The organism is Vreelandella sp. DA03-1M, from assembly GCF_055725665.1.
Genome location: NZ_CM146798.1, coordinates 2,824,884 through 2,839,029, shown reverse-complemented (window position 1 = coordinate 2,839,029; position 14,146 = coordinate 2,824,884). Strand labels below are relative to the sequence as shown.

Genomic DNA, 14,146 nt, shown 5'->3' with positions numbered 1-14,146 from the left:
GAGGCCGGTATCACGACGCATCTCCCCAAGCCCAAAACCTCGCCAAACCAGGCCAAAAGTATGTTGCCCAGAGAAGCGTTCAGTACGTCCTAAAATATAATGAATATCACTGTCAGGCTTTTTCAAAAAAAGCCATTATGAGTAAGTACCAAAACACATATTTTCCGCTATGCTTATAAACCTGACCCGTTGATCCAGGACGATGCGCATGACATTCCGCTTTGTGCCTTCCCTATCCGACACAGACCTTCAGACATTGATGGCAACCTATACCTATGGCGTGAAACCCGCCTTGCGTCGTCGGGCTCATGCCATCGTGCTGAGTCACCAAGGTCATACCATCGATCAGATCTGCAAGATTCTGTCCGTTACCCGCGAAACGGTTTCGCTCTGGTTCGATGCTTGGGAGGCACAGGGCCTCGATGGGCTCCGGGACAAGCCTCGCGCCGGGCGACCCGCCATCTATAGTGATGCGGAGCGGGAGCGGTTACTTGAACTCGTACAAGAGCAACCTCATCAGCTGAAGGCCGTCCAGGCACGACTCCAGCAGGAAACCGGAAAAGGTGCCTGTACCATGACGCTCAAGCGAGCATTAAAAAAATCTGGGGTATAGCTTTAAGCGCACCCGGCGATCCCTGAAAAGCCAGCGTAACGAGACTGACTTCCGCCATACACAAGGCCTGCTGGCTGAGCTTCAGCGTTGGGAGGATCGGGGCGAGACGGAACTGTACTATTTCGATGAGTCAGGCTTTGCCCTGTCCTCCGTCTTGCCTTACGCCTGGAGCCCTATCGGCCATCCTCAGGAAATGCCGGGCTACTCGCATAGTCAGCGCCTGAACGTACTGGGCTTCTTGAGTCGTCAGGGCTCGCTGATTTACCACTCGACCATGACGACCATCACCACCGAGGTGGTCATTGAGGCTTTTGACCGCCTGATTGCCCAGAAGTCGCCGGACGCTTTTGCCATCGTGGTGCTGGATAATGCCAGTGTCCATCGCTCAAAGGCTTTCCGACATAAGGAGTTGGAATGGATGTCGCACCGTGTGTACCTCGTCTATCTATCTGCTTATTCGCCGGAGCTAAATCTCATCGAGATTCTTTGGCGCAAGGTCAAGTATGAGTGGCTGCCGTTGACGGCTTATGAAAGCTTCTCGTCCTTGAAAGACTATGTCCATAAGGTGTTGTCAGGCTACGGCAACGAATACCGGATTACTTTTGTATAAGCACTTAATTGTTAAAACAATATAGTGGTTAAGTGGCGTCTCGGTTATTTTAGATAATGCCTGATTCAAGGCTAGCTGCCATCGCCAACCCTAGCTCCTCACATTGATCAATAAATTCTTCCTGAAATTTTCCTCTACAGATTAGAGGGTCTTGTACAAGCTTCCAACTCAAACCCTTGCTAATGCTCTTAATCGCTCGACAGGTACCTGTACCATCGTGTCCAGCACGAATGTAAAAAGCAAATGGGAGTCCTTCGGTTTTATCGATACAATTGTAATAACATCTATCAAATAAATCCTTAACTAAACCTGCCATGTATCCCAAGTTTTCAGTCGTACCCAGAATGATGGCATCAGCTGAGTTAATGTCTTCGGGCTGTGTTCCGAGCGGAATAAGTGCCTGAACATCTACATTTTCAATTTCTTGGTTAGAAGCTCCACTGATTACCGCCTGAAACATTTTTTGTGTGTTGTCGGAAGGCGCGTGGGCAATGATGAGTAGTTTCTTTTTTTTATCCATGATGACCTCCGAACTGATATGACATAAATTACGTGATATTGCGCTTCTGAATTTAACGAAAAAATACCGACGCCTTACAGTTACAGTTAAGACGCATTACATCTTGATGCTCGCTTTACCGTCGATTCTGATATCCCGAATCGCAGTGCAGTTTTACTGATACTCGCTTCATTCTCTGCTCGCCAACGCTTTATGTCATCAGCATCTGCTTTCTTGGGGCGGCCTAGTTGTCGACCTTCTGCTTTTGCACGACGTATACCAGCCATTTGCCTCTCGCGGATGTTTGAGCACTCAATCTCAGCCATTGCGGCTAGCATCGTAAGCATTGCCTTTCCGGTAGGTGTGTTGAGATCAAACCCTTCACGCAAACTGATAATCGACACTCCTTTGCTTTGCATAAATTGAACTGTGTTAAGTACATCAACAGTATCTCGCCCCAGGAGATCAATGGCGTAGACCACTAGCACGTCGCCGTCACGTACATATTCTGCCAAGGCCGAGAAGCCCGCACGCTGCAGAGCAGGTAACACCCCAGAAGTTGCCTCGTCACTCCACCAATGTTCGACATTATGACGATTTGCACTCTCTCTGCGTTGAGAGTGAGTGCTTTGATCACTAGAGCTGACTCGAGATAGCCGATCGTTGCCATTGGAGTTATTGTCAAATCTGGTGCATGACCGTCAGGCGGCGTCTCTGCCAGTTTGATCATCCACCTGTTCTCCATCCCGAAACTGAACGTTGTCCACGACCAGCTTCAGTTGGTCGAACCCCTTAATCCGCTTCCAGCGTTTTTGGGCGGATTGGAGCAATTTGAACACCATCGATAAGGTGGTGTCGCGAGAGCCGCAGGAGCGGCTCTGCTTGGTTCTCAACCGCACGGTGGCGAAGGTGGATTCAATCGGATTGGTGGTTCGCAAGTGAATCCAGTGAATGGCCGGGAAATCGTAGAAGGCCAGCAGCTCGTCCCGATCCTTCTCAAGGTTTTCCATGGCCTTCGGGTACTTGTCTCGGAACCGCTTCAAGGTGCTGTCGAATGCCTTGTGAGCGCTGTCACGGGTCTCCGCCAGATAGACCTCGTGCAAGGCTGACTTCACCTTCGGCTGTACTGACTTGGGCAGCTTGTCCAGTACGTTAGCGGTTTTGTGCACCCAGCACCGCTGGTGCCGGGTTTCCGGAAACACCTTGCTCAGCGCTTTCCAGAAGCCCAGAGCCCCGTCGCCGACGGCCAGCTTGGGCGCATAATCCAGGCTATGTTCCCGCAAACCGGTGAGCAGCTCCCGCCAGCTGGCTTCAGACTCCCGGTGGCCGTCTTCGACAGCCACCAGCTCCTTGTGGCCGTGCTCGGTGACCCCGATCATCACCAGCAGGCAGAGCCGGTCATCCAGGCGGACATTACTGTAGACACCGTCAGCCCACCAGTAAACGTAACGCTTCTGGCTCAGGTCTCGCCGTTGCCAGTCCCGGTGTCCTTCCAGCCACTGGGCCTTGAGCCGGGTCACCGTGTTAGCGGACAACCCCTTGGCCTGCTCACCGACCAAGGCGCCCAGAGCCTCCTGAAAGTCGCCAGAGGAAACACCGCGCAGGTAGAGCCAGGGAATGAGCTCATCCAGGCTCTGAGCCCGCTTCAAGTACGGTGGCAGGAGCTGGCTGTTGAAGCGAATGCCGGAGCCGCTGCGATCCCTGACCTTGGGCACCTGAACGTCAACATCCCCAACGCCTGTCTGGATCGTGCGCTTGGGTAGGTGTCCGTTGCGCACCACCGCCTGGCGCCCATCGGGTGTTGAAACATCGGCATACTGGTTCAGCAAGCCCTGAAGCTCCGACTCGACCGCCTTGGCAATCAGGTCACGGGCCCCCTGACGGATCAGCTCGTGCAATGGGTCATTGGTGGCTACCTCTGGTTGTGAAAGAGCGTGCAGGTTAGACTTGGCCATGGCGTATCATTCCTCTGTTGGTTGTGATCTTGGCGGTGATCAACCAACAGGATACGCCACCCCTTCACCCTGCTTCCATACACCAGAAATCACCATAGCTCTTGCCATTGAGCTATATCCTCAATTTTGGATCATAAGGTGGGTGTTTCTTTTGAACCTAGGCAATAACAAAAACGACACTTATGATCCATTAAAATTCAAAGATAATAGAAGCGGGTCAAAAGGTACACTTTTTGACCCAAAAACCTTGCAGAAGCAGAGCTATATAAGAGACAAAAGATGTTGTCGGTAATATTCCGAGAAGCTTTTAGTGCGCCACTCGTATAGCCCAGATTCTCCGTGGTACCGAGCAGGATGGCATCGCAGGCTAGTACATCCTCTGGGCCTGCCTCTAAAGGCGCTTTCACCACACACTGCACCTGCTCAAGATCGGGATGGCTAGCGCCCCGCGCGGCCGCTTCGCGCAGAAGACGGGTATTCGCTGACGAGGCATGAGCAATCACTAACAGTTGTTTACTAAATTCATTACTAAGCTCAGCATTCATAGCAAAGACCTAATTGAAACGTGGGACAGCAAGGGGTTGCGCCACATAATGAAAATGCCACACTGCTTAAGAGTCTTAAAGTTGAGAAGCAATATGTCTAGTAAGACATTGATCAATGTCTATTACGATGCCCAGTGCCCACTTTGTCGGCAAGAGCGTCGGCGCTATGAGCGCTGGTCGGGGCGCCATGCAAAAGATATCGGTTGGCTTGACGTAAGTGAAAATGAGCAAGCCCTACGTGCAAAGGGTGTTGACCCTGCAGTAGCGCTACGCTCTCTGCATGTCGAAACCGAGCAAGGTCAATTAATAGAAGGTATCGACGCCTACCGTTTGTTGATGAAGCGTATTCCGTTATTGGTCCCGGTCGCTTGGCTGATTGGCTTGCCTGGGATTAAACCAGCACTGCGAACCCTTTATGATGTGTGGGTAAAGCGTCGCCTAAAGAAACAGGGCCGATGGCCTCTTTAACGTCTAGCAAAGGAAGCCTGACAATGCAGCGAAGTGCGCTATATCTAGGGGGAGTAGTAGGCGTAAGCCTATTGCTAGCGGGCTGTGCCGGCGGTGGGCAGCGTCCTTCGCCAACCCCTAGCCAGGCAGCGGCTGAAGCACCGTTACCCAGCCCGCAATTCGGCCCTGCCGCCACGACAGCGCCGGAGACCGCTATGGCGAGTGACTGGGTGCCGCCGCTGTTTATCAGTCCCGAAGAGGAGGCGTCCTATTATGTTAGCCGTTTGGCCGATCGTCGTTTTGTGACCAGCTACGGTGATCGTGACAACCGTCGTCCCTGGTACATTGCCGCTGAACGATTAGGCGAAATAGGGCTTCCTGCTGTTCCACTGCTGTTTGCTCGGTTGAACACCAGCAATGCGTATGAACAAATGTTGGTGCTCTACGCGCTACAGCTAGCCACTCAAGATCCTCAGCTAATGGTTCGAACAGGTGGCGATTACGTTCAGTTAGGCGTAGTGCTTGACCCTGCGTATAATGCTGACAATGTGGCGTCTGCTCAGCAGTGGTGGCAACAACACGCTGAGCAGGTGGCCCGATGATGAATGGTCTTCATGCTCAGCAACGGCTCATTAGATAAACCAAGGTCCATCAGATAAACCAAGGAGAGAAACATGGCATTTGCACTTTCATCCATGCAGGTTATCAGTCCAGCGTTTGCTGATCATCAAGCCATTCCTTCCAAGCACACAGGGGAGGGGGAAAATGTTTCGCCTGCCCTAGCTTGGAAAGATGCCCCCGAGGGAACCCAAGGTTTCGCTGTCATCTGTCACGATCCAGATGCTCCTTTGGTCAAGGATGGCAGCTACGGCTTTGTACATTGGGTGCTCTATAACTTGCCTGCTGATACCCATGAGTTAACTGAAAAGAGTGTTGTGGGCACTGCTGGCGCCAATGATAAAGGCGAAGTGGGTTACTTTGGCCCTATGCCCCCTGAAGGGCATGGTAAGCATCTTTACTATTTCTGGGTGTTGGCGCTGGACCATCAAACCTCGCTGCCTGAAGGACTGACGCTTGCCGAGCTACTCAAAGAAATAGAGCCTAATCTGCTAGGCATGAATCGTTTGGTAGGCACGTATCAGCGTGATTGATCGCATCTGCAAAAGTAGACAAGCGGAATAATCCGTGTAGGCTCCATCGCTTTCTTAGGCCTTGAATCAGCCTTTTCTATTAGCCAAGCGATGGAGCCACCCCATGAGTGATCTGCCTACCTGTCCTGCCTGCGCTTCCGAATTTAGCTACGATGATGGGCTTCAATACGTCTGCCCAGAGTGTGGCCACGAGTGGTCAAAGGTAGCCGAGGAGAGCGCTGAAGAAGCTTCAGGCGTGCGCGATGCTAACGGCAACATGTTGGTCGACGGCGATAGCGTAACGGTGATCAAGGATTTAAAGGTTAAAGGCAGTTCACTGGTGGTTAAAGTGGGCACCAAAGTGAAAAGCATCCGCTTGGTAGAGGGCGATCACGATATCGACTGTAAAATAGACGGCATCGGCCCGATGAAGCTTAAATCTGAATTTGTTAAGAAAGCCTAGCGTTAAAGCAGACACTCCAAAAAAATAGCCCTCTGATATCATGGTGCTATTGATTTATCAGTCGTCTATTTTTACGCAGTGGTATTGGTTTGCGTACCGACGCTTCCACTTGTGGCCAGTTGTGGCGCCTGCGCAACGCTGTCCATTAGCGCAGTAATATGCGCTGCTTGCCTGTCTAACACCTCTTTAAAAACGCTCAGTTGAGACTGCTGGGCTACTTGCGCTTGTTGAAGTGCCATTGATGCGCTGACCATATTATTGACTGCTGAATCCATCTTTTAATCCTCGAATAGCAAGCCGCCATCCGCAGTGATGGCACTCAACACCAGTCGAAATTACCAGAGGCCGCTAATCTGTCTAAAGCGATAGGTAATAGGTAAATGCGCGTAATAGCTTTTTTAAATGATAATGATTGTTGTTTTTGATGCGATTAGCGTCGATCGTGCTGTTATTTTGCTCAAATTGCCAACCATTTAGCTCAAGGGCTTCACATCAAATTTATACAGGACTAAAATGGTACTCAATTGATGCAGCCAACCAATTGATTGACTGCGTACCAAGCACATAAAAGGGGAGTCGACATGCTCAAGCTTTCTCGGCTGACAGACTATGCCGCTGTAGTGATGGCACAAATTGCCCGTCACTCCCAAACATCACATGCAGCGGCCGACTTGGCTGAGGCTGTGCAGCTGCCACACCCCACGGTAAGTAAAACACTTAAAATGTTGGCACGTGCGGGGCTGCTGGTTTCCCAACGTGGTGCTCAAGGCGGTTATCGCTTGGCGCGGCCAGCATCACAGATTACGGCAGCCGACATTATTGCGGCGATTGAAGGCCCTGTTGCCATGACCGAGTGTAGCCAAGCGGAAGGCGATTGCGAGCTTGTGGCTACCTGCGGTGTAGCTGACAACTGGCAGCGGGTTTCATTGGCGATGCGAACGCTGCTTGAAAGCGTGACCTTAGCGCATTTAGCCGATACAGCGCCGATTAAATTGCCGGTGCAATTGCCAATTCAAACGATCAGCCTGTCGGCGGTGTCGGCCTAATAGCGGCGCAAGTACAGCAGGCCTACTTTATTATTAAAGGCGATGACCTCGCCACCCAACTGCCCGGAGGGTATCACCATGGCAAGCGAAGAAATGGAACAGTTGGTTCGTCGCGAATACAAAGACGGCTTCGTAACCGATATTGAGAGCGACACCCTGCCACCTGGCCTGGATGAAAACACCATCGCCTTTATTTCCAAGAAGAAGGGCGAACCCGAGTGGATGCTGGAGTGGCGTCTGGATGCCTATCGTCAGTGGTTGAAGATGGAGGCACCATCTTGGGCGCATCTTGACTATCCGCCGATCGATTACCAATCGATTTCCTATTTCAGTGCGCCGAAGCGCCCGGAAGACGGCCCGCAGAGCCTGGATGAAGTCGACCCCAAACTGCTGGAAACCTATGAGAAGTTGGGCATTCCGCTGCACGAACGTGCGGCGCTGGCAGGCGTGGCAGTAGACGCAGTATTCGACTCGGTGTCGGTTGCGACCACTTTCAAAAAACAGCTGGGTGAGGCAGGCGTGATTTTCTGCTCCATCTCCGAGGCTATCCGCGACTACCCAGAGCTGATTAAACAGTATCTGGGCACCGTAGTGCCTGTGGCAGACAACTACTTTGCGGCGCTGAACTCAGCGGTGTTCACCGACGGCTCCTTTGTATTTGTGCCAGAAGGCGTAACTTGCCCGATGGAACTATCAACATACTTCCGCATTAACGCGGCCAACACTGGCCAGTTTGAGCGCACGCTGATTATTTGCGAAAGCCGCGCCCAGGTTTCCTACCTGGAGGGCTGTACCGCGCCAATGCGCGATGAAAACCAGCTGCACGCCGCGGTGGTAGAGCTTGTCGCCCTAGACGATGCCTATATCAAATACTCCACGGTACAGAACTGGTATCCCGGTGATGAGAATGGCAAGGGCGGTATCTACAACTTCGTTACTAAGCGTGGCGACTGCCGTGGCGACCGCTCGCGCATCAGTTGGACGCAGGTAGAGACCGGCTCCGCCATTACCTGGAAATACCCTTCCTGCGTTTTACGGGGTAAAGACAGTATCGGCGAGTTCTACTCTGTTGCGGTCACGAATGGCCGCCAACAGGCCGATACCGGCACCAAGATGATTCACATTGGCGAAGGTACCCGTTCGTATATCGTTGCTAAAGGTATCTCTGCCGGTCGCAGCAATCAGTCGTATCGCGGCTTGGTGAAAATCGGCCCGCGCGCCAAAGGGGCACGTAACTTTACCCAGTGTGACTCTTTGCTGATTGGCGATAAGTGCGGTGCGCACACCTTCCCTTATCAAGAAATTGGCAACAGTACGGCGACCATTGAGCACGAAGCGACCACTTCTAAAATCGGTGAAGACCAGCTGTTCTACTGCCAGAGCCGCGGTATCTCGGAAGAAGACGCGGTCAGCATGATTGTGAACGGCTTCTGTAAAGACGTCTTCCAAGAGCTGCCGATGGAGTTTGCCGTAGAAGCGGAAGCGCTGCTCAACGTTACCCTGGAAGGTGCGGTAGGTTAATCCCTAGCCGTTCAGTCACTCATTTTATTAGTGTCGCCGTAGCGACTCGCCAGAATTATAAGGTAATCAATATGTTGAAAGTGAATGATTTACACGTCACCGTCGAAGGCAATGAAATTCTGAAAGGCCTCACCCTGACTATTAACGCGGGTGAAGTGCACGCCATCATGGGGCCGAATGGCGCGGGTAAATCGACGCTATCGGCGGTCATCGCTGGTAAAGATGGCTATGAAGTTACTCAGGGCACCATTACCTTTGAAGGCAAAGACGTGCTCGAAATGGAAATTGAAGAGCGCGCCCAGGCTGGTTTGCTGCTGGGTTTCCAGTACCCGGTTGAGATCCCTGGGGTTAAAAACATCTACCTACTGAAGTCGGCGCTTAATGCCCAGCGCGTAGCGCGTGGCGAGGGCGAAATGCCAGCGCCGGAGTTTATGAAGTTGGTGAAAGAGAAGCTTGGTTACATGAAAATGGACGCCAGTTTCCTACAGCGCGCCGTTAACGAAGGCTTCTCTGGCGGTGAGAAAAAGCGTAACGAGATCCTGCAAATGCTAGTGCTCCAGCCGAAGCTTGCCATGCTCGATGAGATCGACTCCGGCCTGGATATCGACGCCATGAAAGTGGTCGCCGATGGTGTCAACAGCCTGCGCGCTGAAGACCGCGCCATCCTGCTGGTGACTCACTACCAGCGTCTGCTCGACTACATTATTCCGGACAAAGTCCATGTATTGGTTGATGGCCGTATCGTGAAAACCGGCGACGCGGAACTAGCCAAGCAACTGGAAGCCAATGGGTACGAAGGTATCGAGGAGTCTGTGGCATGAGCGATACGCAAACCTTTTTAGACACGCTGAAGGCGCGCAGCTCGAGCTACACGGCAGAGCCCACCTGGATTGCCGCTCGGCGCCAAGCGGGTGCCGCGCGTTTTGAAGCGCTGGGTTTTCCCACTCGCCGTGATGAAGAGTGGAAGTACACCGATGTGCGCTCGATCGCTCAGGGCAACTTTGCGCTCGCCGACAACGCCGAGTTCTCTCAGGCCAGTGCCGCGGCGCTGACGCTGCCCATTGATGCTTACCGCCTGACCTTCGTGGATGGTGTTTTCTCGCCAGCGCTCTCGGATGTGGACTCGCTGCCGCCAAGCGTTCAGGTGTTACCGCTTTCCAAGGCACTGGCGGAGAACCACGAAGCGGTTGGCGGCCCGCTGGGTCGCTTAACCGGGGTGGATTTCTCACCGTTTGCGGCGCTGAATACGGCATTTATGGAAGAGGGCGCCGTGGTTCGCATTGCACCGGGCACGGTCGTTGAAAAACCTATCCTGCTGCAGTTTCTGTCCCGCGCTGGCCAGCCAGTGATGTGCCACCCGCGCATACTGGTGGAAGCAGGTAGCCGCAGCGAAGCCACGCTGATTGAGCACTACACCGGTGAAAGCGAAGCGACTAACTTCACTAACGTGGTTGGCGAACTGATGCTCGACCGTGGGGCGATTCTTGCTCACTACAAGCTGCAGGAAGCACCGTTGGGTGATATGCACGTGGCGAGCATTCACGTGGAGCAGGGCCGCGACACGCGCTATACCTCCTACAACCTGAGCCTGGGCGGCGCGCTGGTGCGCAACGACTTGATCAGCGATTTGAACGGGCAGGGCGCTGAAACCAACTTCCTGGGCCTGTTCTTTGGTCAGGGTCGTCAGCACGTCGATAACCACACCAAGGTCAACCACAATGCACCGCTGACGTTCTCCAATGAGAACTACAAGGGCATTCTGGATGACCGCGCTCACGGCGTGTTTAACGGCAAGGTCTACGTCAAGCGCGACAGCCAGAAAATTGAAGGGTTTCAGAGCAACCAAAACCTACTGCTGTCGGATCGTGCCCACATCGATGCCAAGCCTGAGCTTGAAATCTACGCCGATGATGTTAAGTGTTCACACGGCACCACTACCGGCCAGCTGGACGAAGAGGCGATCTATGCCCTGCGCACGCGCGGTATTGATGAAGCGACCGCACGAGGCCTGCTAACCCTCGCCTTTGCGGGAGAGGTGTTGGATAAAGTTAGCCTGGATGCGATTGCCGAGCGCGTTGAACTCGCGGTTGCGGGCAAGTTGCCGGAGCGCTTTAATCTTGCTGGGCTTGTTGAAGCGGCAGCCGCAATTAACGACTAGCTCTTTAAGACCCGCTTTTAAAGACCAGCTTCAAGGGCTCAACGAGGAGTGATTGATGCCAAATACCGTTATTGAGCAGGCGCCCGCGCAAGTGCAAGCACCCTTTGATGTCGCTCGTCTGCGTCAGGATTTTCCGGTGCTTGCCCGCGAAGTGCACGGCAAACCGCTAATCTATTTAGACAATGCGGCGACTAGCCAGACACCTCAACAGGTGATTGACGTCTTCAGCGATTACTACTCACGCTATAACGCCAATATTCACCGTGGTCTGCATACCCTTGCCGATGAGGCAACGGCGGCGTTTGAAGGCACGCGTCACAAGGTTCGGGCGTTTCTCAACGCGGCAGATGCGCGTCAGATCATTTTTACCCGTGGCACCACGGAAGCCATCAATCTAGTCGTGCAGAGCTGGGGGCGTAAAACCCTCGCACCTGGCGATGAAGTGCTGATCTCAATGTTGGAGCACCACTCCAATATTGTGCCCTGGCAACTGTTGGCCGCCGAGATCGGGTTTACCATTAAGGTGATTCCCGTTGAAGCCAATGGCGCATTGGATATGGCTGCTTATCGCGCACTGCTGAGTGAGCGTACAAAGCTGGTAGCGGTCAATCATGTCTCTAATGCGTTAGGGACTATTAACCCTGTGCGGGAAATGGCGGCACTTGCCCACCAGCACGGTGCCTTGATTCTGATTGATGGTGCCCAAGCTGCCCCTCATCAGGTAGTCGATGTGCAGGCGATTGATGCTGACTTTTACGCCTTCTCTGGCCACAAAGTGTATGGGCCAACCGGCGTAGGCGTGCTGTATGGCAAGCAGGCTTTGCTGGAAGCGATGCCGCCTTGGCAGGGCGGCGGTGAGATGATTAAAACTGTCTCTTTCGGTGCAGGCACCACCTTCGCCGATATTCCGCACAAGTTTGAAGCCGGAACGCCCGCCATTGCGGAAGTCATTGCTCTGGGGCGTGCACTTGAGTGGGTAGAAAGCGTTGGTGTTGATGCCATCGGCGAGTGGGAAGGGCAATTGCTTGACCGCGCGACGAAAGCAGCTGGACGAATCGATGGGCTGCGTATTTTAGGCACCGCACCGCAAAAAGCAGGCGTGCTGTCGTTTGTGGTGGAAGGGGCGCATTCGCAAGACATCGGCTTATTGATAGATCAACTCGGCGTGGCTATTCGTACCGGCCACCACTGCGCGCAGCCCTTGCTGCATCATTTCGGAGTCGATGCGACGTGCCGTGCTTCATTTGCTGCGTATAATACGCTTGAAGAAGTGGATAGCTTTATTGAAGCACTCAACCGTGTCATTGGTATGGTGCGTTAAGGTCGGTTCTTTAAGGCCAGCTCTTTGAAGAACGTTTTTAAGGACAGATATGGATCTTGAGCAAGTAGCCAGTCTCGAACGGGGTCAACAGTTGCCGCTCCAGCGCGATGTGGAGGCTATTGCCATTCCGTTTGGTAGTACGGAAACATTGGCCGAAGATAGCGTTGTTAGTGTTATGCAGGCGAAAGGCAGTACGGTAAGCGTTGGTTTTGAAGGGCGCCTCTACTTGATAGAGGGGCGTAACTTAGATGCTTTGGGGCTTGAGCCGCTACCGCGTCCTACGCTGCCTGAAACGGCTACCGAAGAGGAGATAGAGCAGTTCGTGTGGGACCAGCTACGTACCTGCTTTGATCCGGAGATTCCGGTCAATATCGTTGACCTGGGTTTGGTTTACGGTTGCCGAATTGAGCGTCTTATCAGTGGTGAGCGCATCGCTACTATCCGTATGACGTTGACCGCTCCCGGCTGTGGGATGGGTGATGTGATCGCTGCAGATGCGCGCAATAAGATTCTCGGCGCGCCGCAGATCAGCAAGGTTCACACGGAAATTGTTTTCAGCCCGCCCTGGAGCCGTGGCATGATGAGTGACGAGGCCAAGCTTGAACTCGGCATGTTCTAACTCCGGCTGGGGAGCTGGATGCATAACCTTTTGTTGAAATGGCTGAAGCGTTTATTAATGTCGCTAGGAGCACTGTCGCTGCTGGCGACATTGCTGTTTATAGGCGGCAATTTTTGGGTGCTCGCGACGACCGCCGCTTACATTGAGCGTCAGCCGCAGCAGTGTCGTCCAGCAGAGGTGGGGATTGTCTTCGGTACGTCTCACTGGACGCGTAGTGGGGTGCGAAACCCGCACTTCCATGCACGCATGCGAACCGCTGCTACTTTAATTGAACAGTCCCAGGTCGAGCATCTTTTGCTCTCCGGGGATAATCGTACCCAGGCGTATAACGAGCCGCGCGCAATGTGGCGCGAGCTGTATCGTCGTGGCGTCGCGCCTGAGCAGTTGACCATGGATTTCGCAGGCTTTAGCACCTACGACACACTAGCGCGTGCCCGGGACGTTTTTCAGCTTGATAAAGCCCTGCTGATCACCCAGAGCTGGCATCTTCCCCGCGCGGTATATATTGGGCGCGAGCTAGGTATCGACGTTACTGGCTGTGTGGCGGATGATCCTACCGTAGCAGTGGGTTGGCGTTTAAAGTTGCGCGAATGGGCAGCGCGGGTGGCCACCCTGGGCGATCTATACGTGTGGAAGAGAGAGCCCTACTTCCTGGGTACGCCCGAGCCCATAGAGATACCGAGACGTGCCCCTATCGACCTTATCCTGCCGTCATTGAACGATCGTTTTACCCATCCCTAGCGGTGGGTTTTGCGCTTTTGCAGCGCATACAGCTCGCGGATTAGTTTACGGCACCCTTGCATGCACTCCTCTACTACCGGTTCGATCGGGTCGGGTAGCGGGTGGGTATACAGCGAGGAGAGCGCCTGCATTAATACACGCTCTTGCTCCAATAGCTCATTGATGAGTACTTGGCTATCGTTGCCGACGAAGCTTTTTAGACGGCTCCAAAGCCATAAGAAATCATCGCGCTCAACGTCTGCATCCCGGGGCAGCATTTTCAAATGCGCACGGGCAAGCTCCTGCAACTTGCGCATCTGCTTGAGCCGCGCAGTGTAATGCGGCTTTAAAGCGTCACGCAGCGAGGGCCGCAGGCGTTCGATATTGTCTTGGAAATAATCAATGCTATCGGCCAGCGCTTCCAATACGCTGTCCATCGCCACTTGGCGATTATCGAGAAACATGAGCGTCTACCTCCTTCGGTGACGCAGATTGTGGG

The 14,146-nt window shown here is 53.4% G+C and carries 16 protein-coding genes and 2 pseudogenes; 12 read left to right on the top strand and 6 right to left on the bottom strand.

Going from position 1 to position 14,146, the window contains the following annotated elements:
* Positions 1-208: 208 nt before the first annotated feature.
* Positions 209-1,223 (top strand): IS630 family transposase gene (locus tag ACXUPB_RS13335; protein WP_303319487.1). Its coding sequence is split into 2 segments (ribosomal slippage): positions 209-604 and positions 606-1,223, totalling 1,014 coding nucleotides; the frame shifts between segments, so codons are not numbered across the junction.
* 49 nt (positions 1,224-1,272) lie between these two features.
* Here the strand turns inward: ACXUPB_RS13335 and ACXUPB_RS13330 are convergent.
* From ACXUPB_RS13330 to ACXUPB_RS13315, 4 genes and pseudogenes are all read right to left on the bottom strand, one after another.
* Positions 1,273-1,743 carry a flavodoxin family protein gene (locus ACXUPB_RS13330; protein WP_472952845.1) on the bottom strand — a complete coding sequence of 157 codons (471 nt, stop codon included), beginning with the start codon at positions 1,741-1,743 and terminating at the stop codon, positions 1,273-1,275.
* Positions 1,744-1,829: 86 nt separating this feature from the next.
* A pseudogene (locus ACXUPB_RS13325) lies at positions 1,830-2,360 on the bottom strand (recombinase family protein); the annotation flags it as partial.
* Positions 2,361-2,423: 63 nt separating this feature from the next.
* A complete protein-coding gene (locus tag ACXUPB_RS13320; protein WP_008957037.1) occupies positions 2,424-3,677 on the bottom strand; it encodes an IS256 family transposase in 1,254 nt (417 codons plus the stop codon).
* 305 nt (positions 3,678-3,982) lie between these two features.
* Positions 3,983-4,222, bottom strand: a pseudogene (locus tag ACXUPB_RS13315) (flavodoxin family protein); the annotation flags it as partial.
* Positions 4,223-4,315: 93 nt separating this feature from the next.
* Here ACXUPB_RS13315 and ACXUPB_RS13310 point away from each other — a divergent pair.
* From ACXUPB_RS13310 to ACXUPB_RS13295, 4 genes are all read left to right on the top strand, one after another.
* Positions 4,316-4,690, top strand: coding sequence for a thiol-disulfide oxidoreductase DCC family protein (locus tag ACXUPB_RS13310; RefSeq protein ID WP_335597804.1), 375 nt, complete (start codon positions 4,316-4,318; stop codon positions 4,688-4,690).
* A gap of 23 nt (positions 4,691-4,713) precedes the next feature.
* Positions 4,714-5,271, top strand: coding sequence for a hypothetical protein (locus ACXUPB_RS13305; RefSeq protein WP_335597803.1), 558 nt, complete (start codon positions 4,714-4,716; stop codon positions 5,269-5,271).
* A gap of 72 nt (positions 5,272-5,343) precedes the next feature.
* A complete protein-coding gene (locus tag ACXUPB_RS13300; protein ID WP_335597802.1) occupies positions 5,344-5,820 on the top strand; it encodes a YbhB/YbcL family Raf kinase inhibitor-like protein in 477 nt (158 codons plus the stop codon).
* Between the two features lie 103 nt (positions 5,821-5,923).
* The gene (locus ACXUPB_RS13295) at positions 5,924-6,262 is read left to right on the top strand and encodes a zinc ribbon domain-containing protein YjdM (protein WP_335597801.1); all 339 of its coding nucleotides are present in this window, start codon (positions 5,924-5,926) and stop codon (positions 6,260-6,262) included.
* Positions 6,263-6,333: 71 nt separating this feature from the next.
* Here the strand turns inward: ACXUPB_RS13295 and ACXUPB_RS13290 are convergent, their stop codons facing one another.
* Positions 6,334-6,537: a hypothetical protein gene (locus ACXUPB_RS13290; protein WP_472952840.1), complete on the bottom strand. Its 204-nt coding sequence runs from the start codon at positions 6,535-6,537 to the stop codon at positions 6,334-6,336.
* Positions 6,538-6,843: 306 nt separating this feature from the next.
* Here ACXUPB_RS13290 and ACXUPB_RS13285 point away from each other — a divergent pair, with 306 nt between their 5' ends.
* The 7 genes from ACXUPB_RS13285 to ACXUPB_RS13255 all read left to right on the top strand — a co-directional run bounded on the left by ACXUPB_RS13285 (position 6,844) and on the right by ACXUPB_RS13255 (position 13,668).
* Entirely contained in the window at positions 6,844-7,308 is a 465-nt protein-coding gene (locus ACXUPB_RS13285) for an SUF system Fe-S cluster assembly regulator (protein WP_035556952.1), read from the top strand.
* A gap of 78 nt (positions 7,309-7,386) precedes the next feature.
* Positions 7,387-8,829: a Fe-S cluster assembly protein SufB gene (gene sufB / locus ACXUPB_RS13280; protein WP_008957029.1), complete on the top strand. Its 1,443-nt coding sequence runs from the start codon at positions 7,387-7,389 to the stop codon at positions 8,827-8,829.
* A 71-nt stretch (positions 8,830-8,900) separates the two neighbouring features.
* Positions 8,901-9,650: a Fe-S cluster assembly ATPase SufC gene (sufC, locus tag ACXUPB_RS13275; RefSeq protein WP_335597799.1), complete on the top strand. Its 750-nt coding sequence runs from the start codon at positions 8,901-8,903 to the stop codon at positions 9,648-9,650.
* A complete protein-coding gene (gene sufD / locus ACXUPB_RS13270; RefSeq protein WP_472952834.1) occupies positions 9,647-10,987 on the top strand; it encodes a Fe-S cluster assembly protein SufD in 1,341 nt (446 codons plus the stop codon). The genes sufC and sufD overlap by 4 nt, the downstream gene beginning before the upstream one ends.
* 55 nt (positions 10,988-11,042) lie before the next feature.
* Positions 11,043-12,308, top strand: a complete 1,266-nt coding sequence (locus ACXUPB_RS13265; protein WP_472952832.1) for an aminotransferase class V-fold PLP-dependent enzyme — start codon at positions 11,043-11,045, stop codon at positions 12,306-12,308.
* Between the two features lie 49 nt (positions 12,309-12,357).
* A complete protein-coding gene (sufT, locus tag ACXUPB_RS13260; protein WP_035556968.1) occupies positions 12,358-12,927 on the top strand; it encodes a putative Fe-S cluster assembly protein SufT in 570 nt (189 codons plus the stop codon).
* An 18-nt stretch (positions 12,928-12,945) separates the two neighbouring features.
* Positions 12,946-13,668 (top strand): SanA/YdcF family protein, encoded by a 723-nt coding sequence (locus ACXUPB_RS13255; RefSeq protein ID WP_472952829.1) that lies wholly within the window; start codon positions 12,946-12,948, stop codon positions 13,666-13,668.
* Here ACXUPB_RS13255 and ACXUPB_RS13250 read toward each other — a convergent pair.
* Positions 13,665-14,111 carry a hypothetical protein gene (locus ACXUPB_RS13250; RefSeq protein ID WP_035556972.1) on the bottom strand — a complete coding sequence of 149 codons (447 nt, stop codon included), beginning with the start codon at positions 14,109-14,111 and terminating at the stop codon, positions 13,665-13,667. The genes ACXUPB_RS13255 and ACXUPB_RS13250 overlap by 4 nt on opposite strands.
* Between the last annotated feature and the right edge of the window lie 35 nt (positions 14,112-14,146).

Bases quoted from the DNA above. Each gene is read 5' to 3' on its own strand.
- ACXUPB_RS13310 (WP_335597804.1), top strand. From the start codon at position 4,316: ATGTCTAGTAAGACATTGATCAATGTCTATTACGATGCCCAGTGCCCA.
- ACXUPB_RS13330 (WP_472952845.1), bottom strand. From the start codon at position 1,743: ATGGATAAAAAAAAGAAACTACTCATCATTGCCCACGCGCCTTCCGAC.
- ACXUPB_RS13250 (WP_035556972.1), bottom strand. From the start codon at position 14,111: ATGTTTCTCGATAATCGCCAAGTGGCGATGGACAGCGTATTGGAAGCG.
- ACXUPB_RS13255 (WP_472952829.1), top strand. From the start codon at position 12,946: ATGCATAACCTTTTGTTGAAATGGCTGAAGCGTTTATTAATGTCGCTA.
- ACXUPB_RS13285 (WP_035556952.1), top strand. From the start codon at position 6,844: ATGCTCAAGCTTTCTCGGCTGACAGACTATGCCGCTGTAGTGATGGCA.
- sufC (WP_335597799.1), top strand. From the start codon at position 8,901: ATGTTGAAAGTGAATGATTTACACGTCACCGTCGAAGGCAATGAAATT.
- ACXUPB_RS13300 (WP_335597802.1), top strand. From the start codon at position 5,344: ATGGCATTTGCACTTTCATCCATGCAGGTTATCAGTCCAGCGTTTGCT.
- ACXUPB_RS13320 (WP_008957037.1), bottom strand. From the start codon at position 3,677: ATGGCCAAGTCTAACCTGCACGCTCTTTCACAACCAGAGGTAGCCACC.
- ACXUPB_RS13295 (WP_335597801.1), top strand. From the start codon at position 5,924: ATGAGTGATCTGCCTACCTGTCCTGCCTGCGCTTCCGAATTTAGCTAC.
- ACXUPB_RS13265 (WP_472952832.1), top strand. From the start codon at position 11,043: ATGCCAAATACCGTTATTGAGCAGGCGCCCGCGCAAGTGCAAGCACCC.
- ACXUPB_RS13305 (WP_335597803.1), top strand. From the start codon at position 4,714: ATGCAGCGAAGTGCGCTATATCTAGGGGGAGTAGTAGGCGTAAGCCTA.
- sufD (WP_472952834.1), top strand. From the start codon at position 9,647: ATGAGCGATACGCAAACCTTTTTAGACACGCTGAAGGCGCGCAGCTCG.
- sufB (WP_008957029.1), top strand. From the start codon at position 7,387: ATGGCAAGCGAAGAAATGGAACAGTTGGTTCGTCGCGAATACAAAGAC.
- sufT (WP_035556968.1), top strand. From the start codon at position 12,358: ATGGATCTTGAGCAAGTAGCCAGTCTCGAACGGGGTCAACAGTTGCCG.
- ACXUPB_RS13290 (WP_472952840.1), bottom strand. From the start codon at position 6,537: ATGGATTCAGCAGTCAATAATATGGTCAGCGCATCAATGGCACTTCAA.